The following is a 19,387-nucleotide window of genomic DNA, read 5'->3' on the forward strand; positions in this document are numbered from 1 at the left end:
ACTCGGGCGCTGCTGGAACAGGCCCAGCGAGTCGTGATCGTTGGCGTCGCCGAGGTGGCCCAGGTTCTCCAGCTTCGACTCCTGCAGGCTGGTGGCGATCGAGATCACCGCGGCCCGCTCCGGGAGACCAGCCTTCTTGGTGGCGGCGATGATCGCCTTCACGTTGCCGGTCTGCTCGTCGTTCAGGGTGATCTTCGACTGGGCGCCCTGCACACCGTGCGGGATCAGCTTGCCCATGTCCGGCTTGTCGGCCTGGACCGCGGCGACCGGCTTTCCGGCAGCGGCGGTCGGGGCGTCGGCGTGAGCGGCGATCGGACCGGCGAACACACCACCGGTGAAAGCCAGACCAGCAACACCAAGAACCGTCTTACGCAGCATCGTGTTCATGACGAAAGCTCCATTCGGGGGTCGGCGCACCCACAGCCCATGGGGGTGGGCAGGGCACGCAAGCACCGTCAGGCGCTCAAAGCAAAAGGGGGAAAGTCTCCGAACCGGCAAGCTCGCGGGGCGAGAAAGGGGGTCGCCTCTTCGCGGCGCCGGGACCATATCCAACGACCGACAGCCCATCAACATTCCGGGGGCCAGCCACCCCGGCTCACCCGGGGCGCCTCGATCGCGTGGTTCATGTGCAACGACCGGCGGCCCGCGGGCCGGCCACCTCGGCTCACCGGGGCGCCTCGATCGTGTGGCACATGTGCAACGACCGGCGGCCCACCATCATTCCGCGCCCGCGCCGGCACCTCAGATTCCGGGCGCCGACCCCGGCAACCCCCGCCTCACGGGGGCTTCCTCGGCCGTGCACCCGGGTTCAACGACCCCCGGCCGCCCGCCATTCCGGCCCTAGGATGCCGCCGGTCACACCCACAAACCGGACATCACCCACCACAACGCGCCGGCGGGCGACTAGCAGACCCGGGTGATCCACTCCAGGTCGCGGAAACGGCGATATCCGGCAGTCGCGGACACCGCCACATCCCGTACCTGGAGTCGATCAAGGGATCGGCTGGCACGCAAAGGGCGACATACTCCACGAACGAGGCCCCCGGCCCGCCGGAAGACCACACCTCCCCAAAGCGCCACCGAGCAGGCGCCCCACCAAGGCCGTGGGGCAAGTACCACCCCGTATACGACCGGCGAACCACGCAGGCCGGACATCCGGGCGGCGATCGCCCACGACGGGGTGTGGCCCGCCGTGACCGGCGCAGGGACCAAGCTTGACCCGCCTGGAGGCGGACATGGCGGGCCACACCCGAAAACATCGACCAGGCAGGGCGGCACCGGCGGTCAGGCGGTGAGGACCGCGGAGAAGCAGCTCCCATGCTCGTCGACGTGCCGCTCGGCGGGGGTCAGGCGGTGAGGAGGTCGTCGGCTGCGGCGGAGAGCAGCTCCCATGCCTCGTCGACGTGCCGCTCGGCGGTCAGCGGCGAGCCGACCGCCAGGCGCAGCGCGTACCGTCCCTCGATCCGGGTGTGCGTGAGGTGCACCCGCCCGGTGCCGTTGACCCGGCGCAGCAGCTCCGCGCTCGCCTCGTCGCCAGCCCGCAACCGGAAGCAGACCAGCGAGAACGGGTGCGGCGCGGCCAGCTCGAACCGGTCGTCGGCCGCCACCCGCGCGGCGAAGCGGTCGGCGAGTGCCACCCCGGCGCGGATGTGCGCCCGCAGCCCCTCGACGCCGTACCAGCGAAGCACGAACCAGAGCTTGAGCGCGCGGAACCGGCGGCCCAGCGGGACCTGCCAGTCCCGGTAGTCGATCACGGCACCGGACTCGGTCGCCGCGTTGCGCAGGAACTCCGGCATCACCGTCAGCGCCTCGATCAGCTCGCCCCGGTCGGCCACCCAGAAGGCGTCGCAGTCGAAGCCGGTGAGCAGCCACTTGTGCGGGTCGAAGCAGTACGAATCGGCGTGCTCGACCCCGGCGTGCGACCAGCGCAGCTCGGGGCAGACCGCCGCCGCCCCGGCGTACGCGGCGTCGACGTGCAGCCAGACGCTGTGCTCGGCGCAGATCGCGCCGATCTCCGGCAGCGGGTCGACCGCGGTGGTGGACGTGGTGCCGATGGTGGCCACCACGATCGCCGGCACCACCCCGGCGGCCAGGTCCGCCTCGATGGCCGTCCGCAGCGCCTCCGGGCGCATCGCCTGCGTGGCCGGGTCCACCTCGATCGTCCGTACGCCGTCGGCGCCCAGCCCGGCGATCCGGGCCGCCTTCTCGATCGAGGAGTGCCCCTGCGTGGAGGTGTACGCGCGGTAGCGGCGGTCGACACCGTCGATCCGCCAGCGGCCCTTGCTGGCCCGGTGCAGCGCGCCCAGCGTGGCGACCAGCGTCGCCGACGAGGCGGAGTCCTGGATCACGCCGCCGCCCCGGCCGGTCGAGCGGAACCCCTCCGGCAGGTCGAGCAGGTCGGCGAGCCAGTCCAGCAGCACCGTCTCCAGCTCGGTGCAGGCCGGGCTGGTCGCCCAGAGCATCCCCTGCACGCCGAGCCCGGAGCTGACCAGGTCACCGAGCACGCTGGGGCCGGAGGTGTTGGCCGGGAAGTAGCCGAAGAAGCCCGGGTGCTGCCAGTGGGTCAGCCGGGGCGTGACGATCCGGTCCAGGTCGGCCAGGACGGCCTCGAGCGGCTCGCCCCGCTCGGTCGGCCCGGCGGGCAGCGCGGCGGCCACCGCGCCCGGCGGGTCCTGTGAGGTCACCGGCCGCTGGCCGAGCGTCGTCCAGTAGTCGGCGATCCAGTCCACCACGGCGTGCCCGGCGCGGCGGAATTCCTCCGGGTCCATGTGCTCAGCCATGGTGTGGAGTCGATCAGGTGGGCCGGCCCGGGGGCAAGAGCCGGGCGGGCCGACGAAATGGCACCGGGTCGCCAGGCCGCGGAACCCGCAGCGCTGGCGACCCGGTGCACCACACCGCGGCACTCCCGACCCGTCCCGACCGGGAGTGCCGTACCACCACCGGTCATCAACCTACGGGTGCCGCGCGACGGAGGGGTGACGTGGCTATGAAGAGCGTGTTTCAGGCATCCCGACGCAGGCCGCCGGCCACCTGCTCGGCGATCAGCTCGAACGAACGGACCCGGTCCGCCACGTCGTACACCATCGTGGTCAGCATCAGCTCGTCCGCGCCGGTGCGCTCCAGCAGCGCGCCGAGCTGCCGGGCCACCGTCTCCGGCGAGCCGGTCGCCTGGCCCTCCCGGCGCTGGGCCACGAACTCCCGCTCCAGCTCGGTGTACGGGTAGGCCGCCGCCTCCTCCGGCGTCGCCAGGGGCTCCGGCCGTCCCGAGCGCAGCTTCAGAAAGGACAGCCCGGCCGGACCGGCCAGCCACTCCGCCCGCTCGTCGGTCTCCGCGCAGACCGCGTTCACCGCGACCATCACGTACGGCTGCTCAAGCCACTGCGACGGCCGGAAGCTCTGCCGATAGAGCTGCAGCGCGGGCAGCGTGTTCTGCGCGCTGAAGTGGTGCGCGAACGAGAACGGCAGCCCGAGCAGCCCGGCGAGCTGGGCGCTGAACCCGCTCGACCCGAGCAGCCAGATCGCCGGCGACTGGCCCCGGCCCGGGGTGGCGGTGATCGGCCCCGGCTCCGCGCCGCTGAAGTAGTTCATCAGGTCGGCCAGTTCCCGCGGGAAGTGCTCGGCCGACAACCCCTCCATGCTTCGGCGCAGCGCCAGCGCGGTCACCTGGTCGGTGCCCGGCGCCCGGCCGATGCCCAGGTCGATCCGGCCCGGGTGCAGCGCCTCCAGCGTGCCGAACTGCTCCGCCACCACCAGCGGCGCGTGGTTGGGCAGCATCACCCCGCCCGAGCCGAGCCGGATCGTCGACGTGTGCGCCGCCAGGTGGGCGAGCAGCACCGCCGGGGCCGAACTGGCGATCGAGGGCATGTTGTGGTGCTCGGCCACCCAGAACCGCCGGTAGCCCAGCTCCTCAGTACGCCGGGCCAACTCGGTGGTGTGCCGCAGCGCCTCCCCGGCGCTGCCGCGAGCGGCCACCGGAGCAAGATCAAGAACAGACAAGGGTACGTTGATCACGCCCTGGATCAACCGGCCGCGCACGGCACTTGTTCCGCAAGGTGCCCTAACCCATACCGCGCGCCTGCTCGAAGATCAGGCTGGTCTGGGTGTGCTGCACCGCCGGATCCACCGCCAGATGGTCCAGCACGAAGTCCCGCAGCGCGTCCCCGGACGCCGCCCGCACGTGCAGCACGTAGTCCTCCGCGCCGGCCACGTGGAACACCGACACCACCCCCGGCAGCCGCACCGACCGGGCCCGGAACGCGTCCACCGCCGCCCGCTCGTGCGCGGCCAGCCGCACCGACACCAGCGCCTGCAACGGCAACCCCACCGCCGCCGGGTCCACCTCCGCGTGGAAGCCGCGGATCGCTCCGCACTCGCGCAGCGCCCGGGTACGCGTCAGGCACGTCGACGGGGCCACCCCGACCCGCTCGGCGAGGGCGTTGTTCGGCAGCCGGCCGTCGGCGGCCAGCTCGGACAGGATCGCGCGGTCGACGTCGTCCAGCGCGGCGAACGGTCGTACATCATTCGGTGCGACGGGCATGCGGGCATCATCCACCGAATCGCCGGATGACGGAAGCGCAATTTGCAGAATCTTGTTCGATCCTATTGCCCGATCTCGGCCTCATGTTCGACGCTTCCGCCATGACCGCCGTGGACACCAGAGCCGTGCACGCCGGGCGCGACGACCTCGCCGGTCTCGGCGTCCACGTACCGCCCATCGACCTCTCCACCACCAACCCGCTGCCGTCGGTCGCCGACGGCGGCGACGCGTACGAGACCCTCGCCACCGGCGGCACCCTCCCGCCCGGCGGCAGCGCCGTCTACCAGCGGCTCTGGAACCCCACCGTGGCCCGCTTCGAGACCGCCCTCGCCGAACTCGAAGGCACCGCCGAAGCCGTCGCCTTCGCCAGCGGCATGGCCGCCCTCACCGCCACCCTGCTCGCCGCCACCCGCGACGGGCACCGCCACGTCGTCGCCGTCCGCCCCCTCTACGGCGGCACCGACCACGTGCTCGCCACCGGCCTGCTCGGCACCGAGGTCACCTGGGCGCAGCCCCACCAGGTCGCCGCCGCGATCCGCCCCGACACCGCCCTGGTCGTCGTCGAGACCCCGGCCAACCCCACCCTCGACCTCGTCGACATCGCCGCCCTCGCCACCGCCGCCGGCGACGTCCCACTGCTCGTCGACAACACCGTCGCCACCCCCGTGCTCCAGCAGCCCGCCCGGCACGGCGCCGCCCTCGTGCTGCACAGCGCCACCAAGAGCATCGGCGGCCACGGCGACGTCCTCGCCGGCGTCGTCGCCTGCGACCCCGACTGGGCCGCCCGGCTGCGCCAGGTCCGCGCCGTCACCGGCGCCATCCTGCACCCGCTCGGCGCCTACCTGCTGCACCGCGGCCTGCAGACCCTGCCGCTGCGGGTCCGCGCCCAGCAGGCCGGCGCCGAGAAGCTCGCCGGCTGGCTCGCCGGCCACCCCGCCGTCACGCGCGTGCACCACCCCGCACTCCACGACCCGGCCGGGCTGGTCGGCCGGCAGATGTCCGGCACCGGCAGCCTGCTCGCCTTCGAGGTACGCGGCGGCGCGCCCGCCGCGGCCACCGTCGCCGGCGCCTGCCGCCTGATCACCCACGCCGTGTCGCTCGGCGGCGTCGACACCCTCATCCAGCACCCCGCCTCGCTCACCCACCGGCCGGTCGAGGGCGACGCCAAGCCGTGCGGCGGGCTGCTGCGGCTCTCCGTCGGACTGGAGGACCCGGAGGACCTGCGGGCGGACCTGGAGCGGGCGCTGGCGGCGATCTGACATCTGGCCGTCGTCGCGTCCGTGGTGCTGCTTGGTCTCAGGACTTCGGGCCGACGTGGCGGTCCAGGGCGGCGACCGCGTCCCGCCGGGCGACGGAGAGCGACCACGGCAGGTTCATCCGCCAGGCGATGCCGAGCAGGTCGAGGGCCCACTGACAGAGTTCCATGATGTCGGGCGATCGGTTGGAGAACATGTAGCGCGGATAGACGTACTCCCTGCCGCGGACGGTGACCCGGTTGGCGAAACGGGTTCCGTCGGAGTGGAACAGACCGCGCAGGAAGTGGCCCGCGTGTGGCGTCAGGATGTCCCACTGCCAGGGGGTGAGGACGATGGGGCGTTCGTGCTTCTTGCCCGGCCCGTGTTGTGGAATGAGGCAGGGCCAGTGCCGGGCGGTGCTCTGCACGGCGACGCAGCCGCGTTTCTGGATCCGCTGGACCTTGTTGGCCAGCACGGCGCGCATGGCGGTGTCGCAGGCGTCAATCAGATTGGGCCAGGCGTCGGCGCAGTAGATGCGGAGCACCGGCACCCGGTCGGTCGTGACGAGATGCCCGTCTCCGAGATATAGGCCCAACAGGTAGGCGTAGGCCGCAGGATCGGGCGGATCTTCCTGATCGGGGCGGCAGCGGAAGCAGCGGACGGCGCTGCCGAGCATGGCCGGTTCCGGCCGGTCGACGCACCAGTGCCAGACGGTGGTGTAGGGCAGGGAGAGGGTGCGGGCCACCGAGCGGATGTTGTGGCCTCGAGCCCTCAGAGCCCGGGCACGTGCTCGCATTTCGGGAGGATGCACATCGGCATCATCGAACAGGTGTATGACAAAAGTGCCGGGAGCGGGACTTGAACCCGCACGCCCTTTCGGGCAGATGCTTTTGAGGCATCCGAGTCTGCCGATTCCTCCATCCCGGCGTCACCCCTGCGGAGGGTGTGGCTCACTGTACCCGACTAGGCTCATGCGGGAGCATGGGTGGTGACCGTGCCGAGATGGATGGTGGGAGAGGCTCGTGGCCGAGACGCAGACGGATGGGGAGCGCAGGCGGGTACTGATCGCCGAGGACGAGGCGCTCATCCGGCTGGACCTGGCCGAGATGCTGGTCGAAGAGGGCTACGAGGTGGTCGGCGAGGCCGGTGACGGCGAGACCGCCGTGAAGCTCGCCGAGGAGTTGAAGCCGGATCTGGTCATCCTCGACATCAAGATGCCGATCATGGACGGGCTGGCCGCCGCCGAGCGGATCGCCGGCGCCCGGATCGCCCCGGTGATCATCCTCACCGCGTTCAGCCAGCGCGACCTGGTGGAGCGGGCCCGGGCCGCCGGCGCGATGGCGTACCTGGTCAAGCCGTTCCAGAAGAGCGATCTGGTGCCGGCGGTGGAGATCGCGCTGTCCCGCTACTCGGAGATCGCCGCGCTGGAGGCGGAGGTGGCCGGCCTCACCGACCGGCTGGAGATCCGCAAGACCGTGGAGCGGGCCAAGGGCGCGCTCATGACCACGTACGGGATGACCGAGCCGCAGGCGTTCAAGTGGATCCAGCGCACGGCGATGGACCACCGGATGACCATGAAGGAGGTCGCCGAGCGGATCCTCGCCGAGACCGCCGGCGGTGAGGTGGCCCAGCCGGCCTCCTGACGGCGCCGGTCGGGCGGTGCGCGGCAGCGGCGGCGATCGATAGAATCCGGCCGTGGCGACGCGGCGGCTGGTGGCGGTGCTCGGCGTCGTCGCCGTGCTGCTCGCCGGCTGCGTGCGGGCGAGGGCGCACGTCGAGCCCGGACCGCTCGACCCGCGGTGGCAGCCGCTGACGCTGCCGGTGCCGCGGGGCACGCCGGGCCGGTTGGTGCTGCGCGACGTGGTGGCCTGCGCCGGGCGCTGGTTCGTAGTGGGCGGGGTGGCCGACCCGGCGGGGGAGACCCGTCCGGCGGCGTGGGCGAGCGCGGACGGTCTCTCCTGGTCGTCGGTGCCGATCGCGTCGGCGAGCTTCTACGGCGCGCGGCACGTGCTTTACGCGGCGGCCTGTCGGCAGGGTCGGTTGGGGGCGCTGGGCGCGCGGAACGGGGGCGTGCACGGCAATCCGCGCACCGGTACCTGGGTCCAGGATCCCGATGGCGCGCTGCGGGAGGTGGTGGCCCCGTTCGAGTTGTACGGGGGGCCGCGGGCGGTGAGTGTCTCCCGGCTGGTGGCGGGGTCGGGCGGGTGGCTGGTGGTCGGGTCCCGGGCCGACGGGGCGGCGGTGTGGACGTCGCCGGACGGGGAGCGGTTCACGCTGCGCGAGGGTGTCCCGGAGTTGGCCGGCGACGGTCGGGGCCGGACGGTCGGGTTGGACGCGGTGGCCGTACCGGCGGGCTGGCTGGTGGTGGGTGCGGTGCTGCCGCCGCATGCGACCACGGCGTCGCCGCTCGCTTGGACGTCGGTGGACGGTCGGGTCTGGCGGCGGGTGGGGCTGCCGGCGTCGGACGGGCGGAGCCAGGCGCAGCGGGTCGCTCTGGTGCGCGGTGCGGTGGTGGCGGTCGGTCCGGTGCGGGACGGGTTCGGGGTGTGGCGGGCGGCGTCACCCGACGCCGCGGCGTGGCGGAGGGTCGGTGGTTTCGGTGCGGCGGGCCCGGGCGTGTCGGCGGTGCGCGGGTTGGTGTCCGCGCCGGGCGGGGGGCTGCTGGCGGTGACCGGCGACGGGAGTGGTCACGGTCTGTGGTTCTCGGTCGATTCGGGTGGTTCATGGCGGCCGATGGCGTTGCCGGTCGTGGTGCCCGACGGCGGGGACAGTGCGGTGGCGGCGGCGTTCGGTGAAGATCGACTGATGTTGGTCGCCGATGACGGTGTGAGGTCTCGTGCCTGGTGGGCGTCGGTGCCGGTCGCCGACCGGTAGCGGGTGGGACGGCATTGGCCGCTTACCGACGAAACAAAGGCGAGGAACTCTCGTGACCGACGGTTCTTACAGCGATCGCTTCCGATCCGCCACGGCGTGTAACGGTTCGGTCAACCCGCTCTCCTGGGACTTACGCCACAGCGCCACGTGGGATAACGTCCCGGCCCAGACCGGCGACGACGGTCTGGTTCGTTCGCCCCCCGCAAGGGCCAATTGGCAGCGGGTGGTTGGGGCCATGCGACGGAGGAGGGTTCGGGCCTTGAGGCAGAAGCTCGCGCGCGTGATCGGTGGAGCCGCCATGCTGGCGCTCGTCGCCGGCGGCGCCGCCTGCAGCAGCAGCGGCGGTGACGACAGTGCGTCCGGTGGTGACAAGTGTGGCAACAAGATCGCGTTCTTCGGTGCGCTGACGGGTAGCTCGGCGGCGCTCGGCATCAACGAGAACAACGGCGTCAAGCTGGCCGTCGACAAGTACAACAAGGAGAACGCCGACTGCAAGGTCGAGCTCGTCCCGCTCGACTCGCAGGGCAGCCCCGACCAGGCCCCGAGCCTGGCGCAGAAGGCCATCGACGACCCGAAGATCCTCGGCCTCGTCGGCCCGGCCTACTCCGGTGAGTCGGAGGCCGCCGACCCGCTGTTCGCCGAGGCGGGCCTGGTGCACATCACCGCGTCCGCGACCCGGCCCAGCCTGGCGCAGCAGGGCTGGAAGACCTTCTTCCGCGCGGTGGGTAACGACCTCAGCCAGGGCCCCGCGGCCGGTCAGTACATCAAGGACGTGATGAAGGCCGACCGGGTCTACGTGATCGACGACCAGTCGGCGTACGGCGCGGGCTTGGCCGACGAGGTCAAGAAGGTGCTCGGCGCGGCCGTGATCGGCTCGGACAAGGTCCAGGGCGAGGGCAAGCAGACCGAGTTCTCCGGTGTGGTCACCAAGGTCAAGACCGCCAACGTCAAGGCGATCTTCTACGGTGGCTACTACCAGGAGGCCGGCCTGATCCGCAAGCAGCTCACCGCTGCCGGGGTCACCGCTCCGCTGGTCGCCGGCGACGGCGTCAACGACCCGGCCTACATCGCCTCCGCGGGCGCGGCGGCGGCCGAGGGCACCATCCTCACCTGCCCGTGCCAGCCCGCCAGCGAGGCGCGCGGCACCTTCAAGGAGGAGTACAAGGCGCTCAACGGCACCGACCCGGGCACCTACAGCGACACCGCGTACGACGCGGCGAACATCCTGCTGGCCGGCATCAAGGCGGGCAAGACCACCCGCGCGGACCTGCTGGACTTCGTGAAGAACTACAGCGGCGAGGGCGTGGCGGCCAACTACAAGTTCGTCGAGGGTGGCGAGCTGGACCCGGCGCAGGTGAAGGTCTGGGCCTTCAAGGTCCAGGGTGGTCAGGTCGTCCCCGACCAGGAGATCAAGAAGTCCTGACGACGGTCGCTGCTAGAGCGATTGAGTCGTGATCGCGGGTGCGGCCGGGAGCTCGCTCCCGGCCGCACCCCGCTTTTTTCGCCACACCTGATGGAGCGTCCCTCCCTTGAACTTCGACGGACTGTTCTCCAACTTCGGAGAACTCACCACGACCGGCCTGACGCAGGGCGCCATCTACGCCCTGGTCGCGCTCGGCTACACGCTGGTCTACGGCGTGCTGAGACTCATCAACTTCGCCCACTCCGAGGTCTTCATCGCCGGTGCGTTCGCCGCGATCTGGACGTGGAACGGCTTCGGCCTCGACCAGAACTCCCAGGTCAGCGGAGTCGGCTCGATCATGTTCTACCTGCTCGCGGCGGTGATTGTCGCGGCCATCGCCTCGGCGGGCACGGCGACCGTGATCGAGCGGGTGGCGTACCGGCCGCTGCGTAAGCGGAACGCCCCGCCGCTGGCCTTCCTCATCACGGCCATCGGCGCCTCGATCGCGATCTCGGAGGCGTTCGGCGTCTACACCCGTCGGCTTCCGGAGGGCGCGCCCAACCTGGTCAGCACCAAGCCGCTGTTCGAGATCGCCGGTGTGCCGATCGACTCGGTGCAGCTGCTCACCGTCGGCGCCGCGCTGGTGATGATGATCGCGCTGGACCTGTTCATCAACCGCAGCCGGCTCGGCCGCGGCGTCCGGGCGGTGGCCCAGGACGCCAACACCGCCGCGCTGATGGGCGTGAACAAGGACCGCATCATCATGCTGGTCTTCATCGCCGGCGGCACGATGGCCGGCGTGGCCGGTCTGCTCTACGACGTGAAGATCGGCACGCTGACCTACAGCGTCGGCTTCCTGCTGGGCCTCAAGGCGTTCACCGCCGCGGTGCTCGGTGGCATCGGCAACCTGCGCGGCGCGCTGCTCGGCGGCCTGCTGCTGGGTGTGGTGGAGAACTACGCCTCGGGGCTGTTCGGCTCCCAGTGGAAGGACTTCGCGGCGTTCGCCGTGCTGGTGGTGCTGCTGATGTTCCGGCCGACCGGTCTGCTGGGCGAATCGCTGGGGAGGGCACGGGCATGACAACGACCGTTAACCCGCCGAACCCGGAGCAACGGGAAGCGGCGATGGACCGGCTGCGCCACGGCCGCGAGGCGATCGCGGAGCGGTGGCGTAACGCCCCACGCTGGGTGCGCTGGGTGCTGCTCGCCGCGGTCATCGTGTTCTTCTACGCGCTGCCGAACAAGGAGTTCTACCAGTACCTCGGGCCGATCCCGACCCCGGGCGCGAACTTCACCCAGGTGATGTTCACCGTCTCGATCTACGTGCTGATGGCCGTCGGGCTGAACATCGTGGTCGGCTTCGCCGGCCTGCTGGACCTCGGCTACTTCGGCTTCTTCGCCGTCGGCGCGTACACCGTGGCGGTGCTGACCTCGCCGAGCAGCGACATCAAGACGCTCTGGCCGTGGCTGCTGGTGGTGCCGGTGGCGATCGCGCTGACCATGGTTTCGGGCGTCATGCTCGGCACGCCGACGTTGCGGCTGCGCGGTGACTACCTGGCGCTGGTGACCCTCGGCTTCGCCGAGATGATCCGGATCTCGGCGGTCAGCCTTCCGTTCCTCAAGGGACAGCGGGGCTTCAACCAGATCCCGCACCCGCCGGGCAAGTACGCCGACGGCAAGCCGATCTTCGGCATCCTCGACGCCCGGCCGTACTACTGGCTGGTGCTCACGCTGATCATCCTGGTGGTGATCGGGGTGCGGAACCTCACCCACAGCCGGGTGGGGCGGGCGTGGATCTCCATCCGGGAGGACGAGGACGCGGCCCAGCTGATGGGCGTGCCGACGTTCAAGTTCAAGCTCTGGGCGTTCGCCTCGGGCGCGGCGATCGCCGGCCTGGCCGGCGCGCTCTTCGCGGGCAAGCAGAACTTCGTCAACTCGCAGAACTTCGAGCTGCTGAACTCGATCATCATCCTGGCCGCGGTCATCTTCGGCGGCTCCGGCAACATCGTCGGCGCCATCGTCGGTGGCGGCCTGGTGGCGTACATGATCGAGCGGTTCCGCGGCATCGAGCTGTTCGGCCTGGAGCTCTACGAGTACCGGTTCCTGTTCTTCGGGCTGGTGCTCGTGGTGATGATGATCTTCCGGCCGCAGGGGCTCATCCCGAACCGACGACGGGCGGCGGAGTTCAAGGACCGCCGCAAGGAGGTGATCGTCGGTGAGTGACGTCGAGCAGACGCCGGCCGTCCCGGCGCAGGCCACCGCGCCCGCGGTGGAGGCGGTGCCCGCGCGGGAACCGCTGCTGGAGGTCGACAACGTCACGCTGCGCTTCGGCGGTGTGGTCGCGCTGAACCAGGTGGACTTCACCCTCTACAAGGGCGAGATTCTCGGTCTGATCGGCCCGAACGGCGCCGGCAAGACCACCTGCTTCAACGCGATGACCGGCATCTACCAGCCCACCGAGGGCGAGATCCGGTTCCGCGGCGAGAAGATCAGCGGCAAGAAGCGGCACCGGATCACCAAGATGGGCATGGCGCGGACGTTCCAGAACATCCGCCTCTTCCCCGAGATGACCGCGCTGGAGAACGTCCAGGTCGGTGCCGACGCGCATCACAAGACCAGCGTGGTCTCCGCGCTGCTCCGGCTGCCCCGGCACTGGCGGGAGGAGCGGGAGGGCCGCGAGAAGGCCGAGCGCCTGCTGGAGTTCGTCGGCATCCGCAAGCGGATGCACGAGTTCGCCCGCAACCTCTCCTACGGCGAGCAGCGGCGGCTGGAGATCGCCCGCGCGCTGGCCACCGATCCGGTGCTGCTCTGCCTGGACGAGCCGGCCGCCGGCTTCAACCCGGCGGAGAAGGAGGAACTGCTCCAGCTCATCCGGCAGATCCGCGACACCGGCGTGACCGTGCTGCTGATCGAGCACGACATGCGCCTGGTGATGGGGGTCACCGACCGGATCGTGGTGCTGGAGTTCGGAAAGAAGATCGCCGAGGGCCTGCCCGCCGAGGTGCGGGACGACCCGAAGGTGATCGCGGCGTACCTGGGGGTGCCGGACGATGCTGCTTGAGATCGACGATGTGAGCCTGCTGTACGGGCGGATCCAGGCGCTGCACGGCATCAGCCTCACCGTGGACGAGGGCGAGATCGTGGCCCTGATCGGCGCCAACGGGGCCGGTAAGTCGACCACGATGCGGGCGATCTCCGGGATCCGGCCGGTGGCCTCCGGGCGGATCCGGTTCAACGGGGAGGACGTCACCAAGCTCCGGGCGGACCTGCGGGTGCGGCGCGGGCTGTGCCAGGCCCCGGAGGGGCGTGGCATCTTCCCGGGCATGACCGTGCTGGAGAACCTGGACATGGGGGCGTACACCCGGCGGGACCGGGCGGGCGTCGCGCAGGACCTGAACCGGGTGATGGAGCTCTTCCCTCGGCTGGCGGAGCGGCGCAAGCAGGCCGGGGGTACCCTTTCCGGCGGCGAGCAGCAGATGCTGGCGGTGGGCCGGGCCCTGATGAGCCGGCCGAAGCTGCTGCTGCTCGACGAGCCCTCGATGGGTCTCGCGCCGATGTTGATCCAGCAGATCTTCAACATCATCACCGAGATCAACGAGCAGGGCACGACGATCCTGCTGGTGGAGCAGAACGCGCAGCAGGCGTTGGCCCGGGCGCACCGCGCGTACGTGTTGGAGACCGGACGGATCGTCAAGAGCGGCACCGGCGCCGAGCTGCTGCACGACCCGTCGGTCAAAGAGGCATACCTCGGCGTGGCCTGACCGGCCGTCACCCCTATCGCAAGGAGCAGGACATGTTCAACATCAGTGGTGGCCGCCGGGCGGTCGTCGGGGCCACCGGCGCCGCGCTGCTGGCCCTGTCGGTCGCCGGGTGCGGCGAGAAGGAAGCCACCGACCAGCCCGGTGGCGGCCCGTCCGTGACCGCCGCGGCGGACTCGGCGCTGGCCGCGAAGGTGCCGGACGCGATCAAGGCGGACGGCAAGATCGTGGTCGGCAGCGACACGTCCTACGCCCCGGCCGAGTTCCTCGACACCGACGGCAAGACGGCCATCGGGTTCGACATCGAGCTGTTCACCGCGGTCGCCGCGAAGCTGGGGCTGAAGGCGGAGTTCGTCTCCGCTGACTTCGGCGCCATCATCACCGGCGTGTCCTCGGGCAAGTACGAGGTCGGCGTCTCGTCGTTCACCATCAACGACGAGCGCAAGGCCCAGGCCAACATGGTCAGCTACTACCAGGTCGGCACCCAGTGGGTGACCAAGAAGGGCAACCCGGCCGGCGTCTCGATCGACAACGCCTGCGGCAAGAAGATCGCCGTGCAGAAGGACACCGTCCAGGTCGAGGACATCCAGAAGCGGTCGAAGGCGTGCACCGACGCCGGCAAGCCGGCGATCACCGTCGAGCAGTTCCCGGGCCAGGACGCGGCGACCGCCGCCGTGGCGTCCGGCAAGGACGACGCGATGCTCGCCGACTACCCGGTCGGGGTGTACGCGGTGACCCAGTCGGAGGGCGCGCTGGACCTGCTCGACAAGATGTACGAGGCGGCGCCCTACGGCTACGTGGTGGCCAAGGACCAGACGGCGTTCGCCGAGGCCGTCCGGGACGCGACGAAGGCGCTGATCGCGGACGGGACGTACAAGAGCATCCTGGACAAGTGGAAGGTCGGGGACGGCGCGATCACGGACCCCGCGATCAACCCGTAACGCGATGACAACCGACGAAACGACGACCGCACGGGCGCGGCCTGAGCCGATCAAGGCCGTGCCCGTACGGCACCCCGGCCGCTGGGCCGCCATCGCAGTGCTGGCGGTCCTGGCGGCGATGTTCGTGCATCTGCTGGTCACGAACGACAAGTTCAAGTGGTCGTTCATGGTCGACAACATGTTCCGGCCACCGATCATCGAGGGACTGCTGCGCGGCACGGTGGTGATGACCATCTGTGCGATGCTGCTCGGGGTGTCCCTAGGTGTCGTGGTGGCGATCATGCGGCTCTCGACCAACCCGATCCTGCGGGTGGTCGCCTGGCTCTACACCTGGGTGTTCCGGGCGGTGCCCCGGCTGGTGCTGCTGGCCGTCTTCGGCAACCTCGGCATCCTGTGGAGCCGGATCGAGTTCGGCGTGCCCTTCGACACCCAGATCGGCCAACTCTTCGGGATCGACAACCTGCAGCTGCGGGTCTTCGGGTTCACCTCCCGGGACGTGCTGACCGGCTTCGTGGCCGGCCTGCTCGGGCTGGCGCTCTCCGAGGCGGGCTACATGGCGGAGATCGTGCGAGCGGGCATCCAGTCGGTGGACGAGGGGCAGAGCGAGGCGGCCTCGGCGCTGGGCATGAGCCGCGGCCAGATCCTGCGCCGGATCGTGCTGCCGCAGGCGATGCGCGTGATCATCCCGCCGACCGGCAACGAGACCATCGCGATGCTGAAGGACACCTCGCTGCTGCTGGCCGTGCCTTACAGCGTCGAGCTGTTCTTCCAACTCGACGCGGTGGGCAAGCGGACCTTCCAGATCTTCCCGATGTACGTCGCGGCCGTTTTCTGGTACCTCTTCCTGACCAGCATCCTGCTGGTCGGCCAGTACTTCCTGGAGCGGCACTTCGCCAAGGGATACGGCCGGACCGAGCGGGCGCGGATCCGGCTCCGCACGATCGCCGCCGAAACCGGTGGCGGCGGTGGCGCAGGAGGTGGACAATGACCGGACAGCTCGTTCCCGCTCAGGCGGGCGCGCCCGCCGCGGAGTCGGGCCTGATGGTCCGGGCCGAGCAGGTGCACAAGTCGTTCGGGCCCCTCGAAGTGCTCAAGGGCATCGACCTGGAGGTCCGCGCAGGGGAGGTGTGCTGCCTGCTCGGGCCCTCCGGCTCCGGCAAGTCGACCTTCCTGCGCTGCATCAACCACCTGGAGAAGATCAACGCCGGCCGGATCTGGGTGGACGGCGACCTGATCGGCTACCGGGAGCGCGGCGGGAAGCTGCACGAGCTGCGGGACAAGGAGGTGGCCGCGCAGCGCCAGGCCGTCGGCATGGTGTTCCAGCGGTTCAACCTGTTCCCGCACATGACCGTGCTGCAGAACGTCGTCGAGGCGCCGGTGCTGCTGCGCCGGGCGAAAAAGGCCGAGGCCCGGGACCGGGCCGCGCAGCTGCTGGACCGGGTCGGGCTGGGGGACAAGCTCGGGGCGTACCCGGGTCAGCTCTCCGGTGGCCAGCAGCAGCGGGTGGCGATCGCCCGGGCGCTGGCCATGCAGCCGAAGCTGATGCTCTTCGACGAGCCGACCAGCGCGCTGGACCCGGAGCTGGTCGGCGAGGTCCTGGACGTGATGAAGAACCTGGCCCGGGACGGCATGACCATGATCGTGGTGACCCACGAGATCGGCTTCGCCCGGGAGGTCGGCGACTCACTGGTCTTCATGGACGGTGGCGTGGTCGTCGAGCAGGGCAACCCGCGCGAGGTGATCGCCGCCCCGAAGCACGAGCGGACCAAGGCGTTCCTGGCCAAGGTCCTCTGACCGGTCGGGTCCGGTGCGGCACGTGTCGCACCGGACCCGACAGACCGGACACCACCGCCGATGTCCGGCGGATCGCGGCCGTTCCCGCCGCGCCGCGGGTCGGGCTTGTCGGCGGTACGGACTAGAGTCGCTGCCGTGACAGCTACGACGCCGCGCCTGCTCCTCGTCGACGGACACTCCCTGGCATACCGGGCCTTCTTCGCCCTGCCGGTGGAGAACTTCTCCACCACCACGGGGCAGCCGACCAACGCCGTCTACGGCTTCACCTCGATGCTGATCAACGTGCTCCGCGACGAGCAGCCCACCCACATCGTGGTCGCCTTCGACGTCTCCCGCCGCTCCTTCCGCACCGAGAAATACGCCGAGTACAAGGCCGGCCGCAGCGAGACCCCGACCGACTTCAAGGGCCAGGTCAGCCTGGTCAAGGAGGTCCTGGCGGCGCTGCGCGTCCCGGTGGTGGAGAAGGAGGGCTACGAGGCGGATGACGTCATCGCCACCCTCGCCTGCCAGGCCCGCGACCAGGGCATGGAGGTGCTGATCACCACCGGTGACCGGGACGCGTTCCAGCTGGTCGGCGACCACATCACGGTGCTCTACCCGCGCAAGGGCGTCTCCGACCTGGCCCGGATGGACCCGGCCGCGGTCGAGGCGAAGTACGGCGTCGGCCCGGAGCGCTACCGCGACCTGGCCGCCCTGGTCGGCGAGACCAGCGACAACCTGCCCGGCATCCCCGGGGTCGGCCCGAAGACCGCGGCCAAGTGGATCAACACGTACGGCGGGGTCGAGGGCGTGGTGGCCCGGGCCGACGAGATCAAAGGCAAGGCCGGCGACAGCCTGCGCGAGCGGCTCGCCGACGTGATCCGCAACTACGAGATCAACTGCCTGGTCTCCGACCTGGAGCTGCCGGTGCGCCCGGAGGACGCCCGCTGGCAGGGCTGGGACCGGGAGGCCGTGCACCAGGTCTTCGACACCCTCCAGTTCCGCATCCTGCGCGACCGGCTGTATCAGTACCTGGAGGCCGTCGAGCCGGAGGCCGAGGCGGGCTTCGAGCTCGCCGGGCAGGTGCTCACCAAGCCGGGCGGCCTCGCCGGCTGGCTGGAGACGCACGCCCCGGCCGGCACGCCGGTGGGCGTGGCGGTCAAGCTCGACACCGGCCCCAACCGGCGGCACACCGCCTCGGTGACCGGGATGGCCCTGGCCACCGCCGGCGGCGCCGCGGCCTGGTTCGACCCGGCCACCGTCGACCCGGCCGACGAGGCGGCCCTCGCGGGGTGGCTGGCCGACGGCACCCGCCCCAAGGTGCTGCACGACAGCAAGCCGGCGGTGCTGGCCTTCGCCGCGCACGGCTGGGACCTGCAGGGCATCTCCCGGGACACCCAGATCGCCGCCTACCTGGCCCGCCCCGACCAGCGGTCCTACGACCTGACCGACCTGGCGCTGCGCTACCTGCACCGCGAGCTGCGGGTCGACGCGCCGGAGACCGGCCAGCTCACCCTGGAGGGGCTGGGCAACGACGGCGAGGCCGAGCAGAACCTCATGCTCCAGGCCCGGGCCACCCTCGACCTGGCCGACGCGATCGACGCCGAGCTGTCCCGCGACGGCGAGCAGTCGGCCCGACTGATGGCCGGCGTGGAGCTGCCGCTGATGCGGGTGCTCGCCACCATGGAGCGCACCGGCATCGCCGCCGACACCGAATACCTGTCCGAACTGGAGGCGCACTTCGCCGCCGAGGTGAAGGCCGCGGCGCAGGGCGCGTACGCGGAGATCGGGCGGGAGTTCAACCTGGGCTCGCCGAAGCAGCTCCAGGAGATCCTCTTCGGTGAGCTGGGCCTGCCCAAGACCAAGAAGATCAAGACCGGCTACACCACCGACGCCGACGCCCTGCAGTGGCTCTACGCCCAGCAGCCGCACCCGGTGCTGGCGCACCTGCTGCGCCACCGGGACGTGGCCAAGCTCAAGTCGACCGTCGACGGGCTGCTCAAGTCGGTGTCCGACGACGGCCGGATCCACACCACGTTCAACCAGACCGTGGCGGCCACCGGCCGGCTCTCCTCGACCGAGCCCAACCTGCAGAACATCCCGATCCGCACCGAGGAGGGGAGGCGGATCCGCCGGGCCTTCGTCGTCGGCGCCGGCTACGACTGCCTGCTCACCGCCGACTACAGCCAGATCGAGATGCGGATCATGGCGCACCTGTCGTCGGACGACGCACTGATCGAGGCATTCAACTCCGGGCACGACTTCCACGCGGCCACCGCGTCCTCGGTCTTCGGCGTCCCGGTGGATCAGGTGACCGCCGACCAGCGGCGCAAGATCAAGGCGATGAACTACGGCCTGGCGTACGGGCTGAGCGCGTTCGGCCTCTCCCAGCAGCTCGGGATCACCGCCGAGGAGGCGCGCGGGCTGATGGAGAACTACTTCGCCGGCTTCGGCGGGGTGCGCGACTACCTGCACGAGGTGGTGGCCCGGGCCCGGCAGGACGGCTACACCTCCACCATCCTGGGCCGCCGCCGCTACCTGCCCGACCTGGTCAGCGACAACCGGCAGCGCCGGGAGATGGCCGAGCGGATGGCGCTCAACGCCCCGATCCAGGGCTCGGCGGCCGACATCATCAAGGTCGCCATGCTGCACGTCGACACCGCGCTGCGCGAGGCCGGGCTGCGCTCCCGGATGCTGCTGCAGGTGCACGACGAGCTGGTCTTCGAGGTCGCCCCCGGCGAACGGGAGACCCTGGAGGCCCTGGTCCGCAAGGAGATGGGGGAGGCGTACCCGCTGTCGGTGCCGCTGGAGGTCTCGGTCGGCGAGGGCCGCGACTGGAACAGCGCCGACCACTGACCCGCTGCCGGACG

17 protein-coding genes and 1 tRNA gene are annotated in these 19,387 nt (G+C 70.8%); 12 read left to right on the plus strand and 6 right to left on the minus strand.

The window, feature by feature from the left end:
* The 4 genes from FXF52_RS24340 to FXF52_RS24355 all read right to left on the minus strand — a co-directional run.
* Window positions 1-387: hypothetical protein (locus FXF52_RS24340; RefSeq protein WP_148800465.1), on the minus strand; the 387-nt coding region annotated here is incomplete at its 3' end.
* A 959-nt stretch (window positions 388-1,346) separates the two neighbouring features.
* Window positions 1,347-2,780, minus strand: a complete 1,434-nt coding sequence (locus tag FXF52_RS24345) for a pyridoxal-dependent decarboxylase (protein ID WP_255472287.1) — start codon at window positions 2,778-2,780, stop codon at window positions 1,347-1,349.
* A gap of 220 nt (window positions 2,781-3,000) precedes the next feature.
* Window positions 3,001-4,011: an LLM class flavin-dependent oxidoreductase gene (locus FXF52_RS24350; protein WP_187413670.1), complete on the minus strand. Its 1,011-nt coding sequence runs from the start codon at window positions 4,009-4,011 to the stop codon at window positions 3,001-3,003.
* A gap of 46 nt (window positions 4,012-4,057) precedes the next feature.
* Window positions 4,058-4,537: an Lrp/AsnC family transcriptional regulator gene (locus FXF52_RS24355; RefSeq protein ID WP_148800466.1), complete on the minus strand. Its 480-nt coding sequence runs from the start codon at window positions 4,535-4,537 to the stop codon at window positions 4,058-4,060.
* 83 nt (window positions 4,538-4,620) lie between these two features.
* Between FXF52_RS24355 and FXF52_RS24360 the strand changes: the two genes are divergently transcribed.
* Window positions 4,621-5,796, plus strand: a complete 1,176-nt coding sequence (locus tag FXF52_RS24360) for a PLP-dependent aspartate aminotransferase family protein (protein WP_148800467.1) — start codon at window positions 4,621-4,623, stop codon at window positions 5,794-5,796.
* A 37-nt stretch (window positions 5,797-5,833) separates the two neighbouring features.
* Here the strand turns inward: FXF52_RS24360 and FXF52_RS24365 are convergent, their stop codons facing one another.
* Both FXF52_RS24365 and FXF52_RS24370 read right to left on the minus strand, forming a co-directional pair.
* Entirely contained in the window at window positions 5,834-6,517 is a 684-nt protein-coding gene (locus tag FXF52_RS24365) for a transcriptional regulator (RefSeq protein WP_255472289.1), read from the minus strand.
* 98 nt (window positions 6,518-6,615) lie between these two features.
* Window positions 6,616-6,699 (minus strand) — tRNA-Leu (locus FXF52_RS24370).
* A gap of 95 nt (window positions 6,700-6,794) precedes the next feature.
* Between FXF52_RS24370 and FXF52_RS24375 the strand changes: the two genes are divergently transcribed.
* The 11 genes from FXF52_RS24375 (at window position 6,795) to polA (ending at window position 19,373) form a co-directional block, all read left to right on the plus strand.
* Window positions 6,795-7,415, plus strand: a complete 621-nt coding sequence (locus FXF52_RS24375; protein WP_073833838.1) for an ANTAR domain-containing response regulator — start codon at window positions 6,795-6,797, stop codon at window positions 7,413-7,415.
* Between the two features lie 52 nt (window positions 7,416-7,467).
* The gene (locus FXF52_RS24380; RefSeq protein WP_148800469.1) at window positions 7,468-8,646 is read left to right on the plus strand and encodes a hypothetical protein; all 1,179 of its coding nucleotides are present in this window, start codon (window positions 7,468-7,470) and stop codon (window positions 8,644-8,646) included.
* Window positions 8,647-8,905: 259 nt separating this feature from the next.
* Window positions 8,906-10,069, plus strand: a complete 1,164-nt coding sequence (locus FXF52_RS24385) for a branched-chain amino acid ABC transporter substrate-binding protein (RefSeq protein WP_148800470.1) — start codon at window positions 8,906-8,908, stop codon at window positions 10,067-10,069.
* A 106-nt stretch (window positions 10,070-10,175) separates the two neighbouring features.
* Window positions 10,176-11,126, plus strand: a complete 951-nt coding sequence (locus tag FXF52_RS24390) for a branched-chain amino acid ABC transporter permease (RefSeq protein ID WP_148800471.1) — start codon at window positions 10,176-10,178, stop codon at window positions 11,124-11,126.
* Entirely contained in the window at window positions 11,123-12,268 is a 1,146-nt protein-coding gene (locus FXF52_RS24395; protein WP_148800473.1) for a branched-chain amino acid ABC transporter permease, read from the plus strand. Before FXF52_RS24390 ends, FXF52_RS24395 begins: the two co-directional genes overlap by 4 nt.
* Window positions 12,261-13,106 (plus strand): ABC transporter ATP-binding protein, encoded by an 846-nt coding sequence (locus FXF52_RS24400; RefSeq protein WP_148800475.1) that lies wholly within the window; start codon window positions 12,261-12,263, stop codon window positions 13,104-13,106. Before FXF52_RS24395 ends, FXF52_RS24400 begins: the two co-directional genes overlap by 8 nt.
* Window positions 13,096-13,806, plus strand: coding sequence for an ABC transporter ATP-binding protein (locus FXF52_RS24405; RefSeq protein ID WP_148800477.1), 711 nt, complete (start codon window positions 13,096-13,098; stop codon window positions 13,804-13,806). The genes FXF52_RS24400 and FXF52_RS24405 overlap by 11 nt, the downstream gene beginning before the upstream one ends.
* Before the next feature lie 32 nt (window positions 13,807-13,838).
* Window positions 13,839-14,744: an ABC transporter substrate-binding protein gene (locus FXF52_RS24410; RefSeq protein ID WP_148800479.1), complete on the plus strand. Its 906-nt coding sequence runs from the start codon at window positions 13,839-13,841 to the stop codon at window positions 14,742-14,744.
* Between the two features lie 4 nt (window positions 14,745-14,748).
* Window positions 14,749-15,732: an amino acid ABC transporter permease gene (locus tag FXF52_RS24415; RefSeq protein ID WP_148800481.1), complete on the plus strand. Its 984-nt coding sequence runs from the start codon at window positions 14,749-14,751 to the stop codon at window positions 15,730-15,732.
* A 53-nt stretch (window positions 15,733-15,785) separates the two neighbouring features.
* On the plus strand, window positions 15,786-16,538 hold the full coding sequence (locus tag FXF52_RS24420) for an amino acid ABC transporter ATP-binding protein (RefSeq protein WP_187413672.1): 753 nt from the start codon (window positions 15,786-15,788) through the stop codon (window positions 16,536-16,538).
* A gap of 135 nt (window positions 16,539-16,673) precedes the next feature.
* The gene (polA, locus tag FXF52_RS24425) at window positions 16,674-19,373 is read left to right on the plus strand and encodes a DNA polymerase I (RefSeq protein ID WP_148800485.1); all 2,700 of its coding nucleotides are present in this window, start codon (window positions 16,674-16,676) and stop codon (window positions 19,371-19,373) included.
* Window positions 19,374-19,387 lie beyond the last annotated feature (14 nt).

This window comes from Micromonospora sp. MP36 (assembly GCF_008119785.1).
Classification (GTDB): Bacteria; Actinomycetota; Actinomycetes; order Mycobacteriales; family Micromonosporaceae; genus Micromonospora.